We start from the raw sequence: 3461 nt of genomic DNA on the forward strand, positions 1-3461 counted from the left end.
ATCCATGATGTCTCGCGGCTGCGACGAATCGTGGTTGACCGTGCGCTCAAGCCGCTCGGGCTAACGCGCTCGCAGTGGTGGGTTCTGGCTTTCCTCTCGCGCCGCGACGGCATGACCCAGACCGCACTCGCAGCCGACCTTGACCTGACCAAGGTAGCGATCGGCGGCCTGATCGACCGGATGGAATCCGGCGGTTTTGTCGAACGGCGCGCTGACGAGCGCGATGCGCGCGCACGCCGGGTCTTCCTCACCCGCGCCGGGCTGAAGCTGGTCTCGACCATCCGCGAAAGCGTTGACGCGGTCGAGGCCGACATTCTGGCGACCGTCAGCGAGGATGAACTCGACGCTGCCGCGCTTGTGCTCGTGAAAATCAAGAACCGCCTGCTCGATCTGGCTGGCGGAGAAGCAGAGGGCGGACAGGACTTCGATCTCTGACCGCCAAGTCCGAATGGAGGAATACGTGAGAGGATTGGACGGAAAGGTCGCCATTGTCACCGGCGGCGGACAAGGCATTGGCCGCGCCTTGACACTGCGGCTCGCGGCGGAAGGCTGCAAGGTCGCGATCTTCGACCTCAGCATGGCAGCGGGCGAAGAGACCGCGCAACTGGCGGGTGATGGTGCCACCATTCGCACATGGCAGCTTGATGTCAGCGATCTGCCCGCCGTTCAGGCCGCTGTCGAGGCGGTCGAGGCCGAACTGGGCCCGATCTGGACGCTGGTCAACAATGCCGGCTGGGACCGCCCTGCCCCGTTCCTCAAGACCACGCCCGAATTCTGGGACAAAGTCATCGCCATCAACCTGACAGGCAACCTCAACACCCACTATGCGGTGGCCGGAAAGATGGTCGAGCATGGCGGCGGCCGCATCATCAACATCGCGTCAGATGCCGCCAAGGTCGGCACCGCGATGGAAGCGGTCTATTCGGCGTGCAAGGGCGGCCTCATCAGCTTTACCAAGTCGATCGCCCGCGAACTCGCGCGCAAGAACGTGCTGTGCAACGCCGTGTGCCCGGGCCCGACCAACACCCCGATGATGGCCGAAGTCGCCGGCACGGGCCCCGAGGCCGAAAAGTGGAAGGCAGCGCTTGAGCGCGGCATCCCACTCGGCCGCATGGGCGAGCCCGAGGACTATGCCGGGATCGTCGCGCTGCTCGCCTCGGACGACGGCGCCTACATTACCGGCCAGGCCATCTCGGTCTCCGGCGGCATGAACATGGTCTGATCGGCGCGAAGACCGACCGCAGGCCAAAAGATAACAGGAAAGGATGCCCAATGAGCAGCCCCGAATTCGAAGACATTCTCTATGAAGTGCGCGGCCGCGCCGCATGGGTCACGATCAACCGTCCCAAGCTCTACAACGCCTTCCGCGCGCAGACGATCGAAGAACTGATCGCGGCGTTCAAACTGGCGGCCGATGATCGCAATGTCTCGTCGGTTGTGCTGACCGGCGCGGGCGACAAGGCCTTCTGCACGGGCGGTGACCAGAGCGCGAAGGACGGCCAGTACGATGGCCGCGGCATTGTCGGCCTGCCGATCGACGAGTTCCAGTCGATCATTCGCGACATTCCCAAGCCCGTGATTGCGCGCGTCAACGGCTTCGCGATTGGCGGCGGTAATGTGTTTGCCACGCTCTGCGACCTCACCATCGCGGCCGACACGGCCAAGTTCGGCCAGGTCGGCCCCAAGGTCGGCTCGGTCGATGCGGGCTGGGGCACCGCGTTCCTTGCCCGCCACGTCGGCGACAAGAAGGCGCGCGAAATGTGGTTCCTGAACCTGCAGTACTCGGCGCAGGAAGCGCTCGAGATGGGCCTCGTCAACAAGGTCGTTCCGACCGCCGAGCTCGACGCAGCGGTCGATGAGTGGACCGAGATGCTCGGCCAGCGTTCGCCTACGGCGCTGGCGCTGGCCAAGCGCAGCTTCAATGCCGACAGCGACAACATTCGCGGCATTTCGATGATGGCGCTGAATTCGGTGAAGCTGTTTTACGACACTGAGGAATCGAAGGAAGGTATGCGCGCGTTCCAGGAACGGCGCACGCCGGACTTCCACAAATACGTCAAGTAACCGGACTGGGGCGCAGCAAATGACCAAGCGCCAGCTGCGCCCCGGAGACTTAGCCGGCGTTTTGCCACCTGGCGGGCACACGCTGGTCTCCTCCTGCTCGGCGGAATCCGATCTGCTGATCGCCGAGGTTGCCGCCGCCGGTAGAGCACTGGGTGCCATGACGTTCACTGGCATCTTTGTCCCCGGACTCAACAAGGCGGTCTGGCGCGCAGGGCATGACGCGCGCGTCCTGACATTTTTCCAGACGCCGGAACTTCGCGGCGAAGGGGCGCGCAGCCAGTTCCTGCCGCTGTGCTATCAAGACATCCTGGCGCTCTATCGCCAGCAGAAGCCGGCCGCAGCGCTGTTCATGTGCAGTCCGCCCGATGCCGAGGGAAATTGCAGCTTCGGCGCGGAAACCGGGTTTATCGCGGCCCTGTGGCGCGAGATTCCGGTGCGCATTGCCCACATCAATCCGCTGATGCCGCGCACGCCGGGTGATCCCGGCATTCCACTTGCAGAGCTGACCGGCTGGTACGAGAGCGAGCAGCCGCTGCGCACGATGGCCAGCGGAGAGGACGCGACGAGCCTCGCTATCGCCGCCCACGTCGCGCCGCTCATCCCCGATGGGGCGACGGTTCAAACCGGGCTCGGCAAGATACCTGATGCCGTGCTCCGCGCGCTCACGGGCCATCGCGGCCTGCGGCTCCACACGGGCCTCATCGGCGATGGTGCGTTGGAACTCGTGCGCTCGGGCGCGATGGCAGACGGCCCGTCAGCACTGGTCGGGGTCGCGATCGGCAGCACCGCGCTCTATGACAGGCTCGGCGATCCCCATTTCCAGTTCCGCCCGGTCAGTGTCACCCACGATCCGGCAACGCTCGGCGCAATCGAGCGGTTCGTCACGATCAATTCAGCGATGGAAGTCGATCTTTACGGACAGATCCATGCAGAAGCTTCGGCGCGGGGGTTCCTGTCGGGACCCGGCGGCGGGGGCGACTACGCGCGCGGCGCAAGGGCCGCAGGCGGTCTGAGGATCATCGCGCTGCCGTCGGAGACAGGGACTGCCAGCCGCATTGTTCCGGCAGGCGGAGGGCACGGTCCGGTTTCGCTCTCGCGTTTCGATGTCGATGTGGTCGTAACCGAACATGGCGCGGCGGATCTGCGCAATCTGGGGCACGAGGCGCGCGCGCAGGCGCTGATCGGCATCGCCGCGCCCCATACCCGCGAGACTTTGGCCCGGCATTGGCGCGATGCCATGCAGGCCCTGCAGGAGAGTTGAACGTGGCACAGCACAAAGTCATCATCAGCTGCGCGGTTACGGGCTCGATCCACACTCCGTCGATGTCACCGCACCTTCCCGTCACCGCGCAGGAGATTGCCGAAGCCGCGCTCGGCGCAGCGGACGCTGGTGCGGC

Annotated in this window: 5 protein-coding genes; all 5 read left to right on the forward strand. The window is 65.2% G+C overall.

The annotated features are described in order from the left end of the window. The coding region (locus Q0071_RS13475; RefSeq protein ID WP_298170238.1) for a MarR family transcriptional regulator at positions 1-435 on the forward strand (435 nt) is incomplete at its 5' end. A gap of 25 nt (positions 436-460) precedes the next feature. Continuing rightward, on the forward strand, positions 461-1222 hold the full coding sequence (locus Q0071_RS13480) for an SDR family oxidoreductase (RefSeq protein WP_298170241.1): 762 nt from the start codon (positions 461-463) through the stop codon (positions 1220-1222). 50 nt (positions 1223-1272) lie between these two features. Next, positions 1273-2064, forward strand: a complete 792-nt coding sequence (locus Q0071_RS13485) for an enoyl-CoA hydratase-related protein (RefSeq protein ID WP_298170244.1) — start codon at positions 1273-1275, stop codon at positions 2062-2064. A gap of 19 nt (positions 2065-2083) precedes the next feature. After that, positions 2084-3325: an acetyl-CoA hydrolase/transferase C-terminal domain-containing protein gene (locus tag Q0071_RS13490; RefSeq protein WP_298170246.1), complete on the forward strand. Its 1242-nt coding sequence runs from the start codon at positions 2084-2086 to the stop codon at positions 3323-3325. A 2-nt stretch (positions 3326-3327) separates the two neighbouring features. After that, positions 3328-3461, forward strand: a 134-nt coding sequence (locus tag Q0071_RS13495; protein ID WP_298170249.1) for a 3-keto-5-aminohexanoate cleavage protein, incomplete at its 3' end; no start/stop codon positions are given.

Origin of the sequence: Novosphingobium sp. (genome assembly GCF_027486195.1) — a bacterium.
GTDB lineage: Bacteria > Pseudomonadota > Alphaproteobacteria > Sphingomonadales > Sphingomonadaceae > Novosphingobium.

Excerpts from the sequence above, each read along its gene's own strand:
- Q0071_RS13485 (WP_298170244.1), top strand. The coding sequence starts at position 1,273 with ATGAGCAGCCCCGAATTCGAAGACATTCTCTATGAAGTGCGCGGCCGC.
- Q0071_RS13490 (WP_298170246.1), top strand. The coding sequence starts at position 2,084 with ATGACCAAGCGCCAGCTGCGCCCCGGAGACTTAGCCGGCGTTTTGCCA.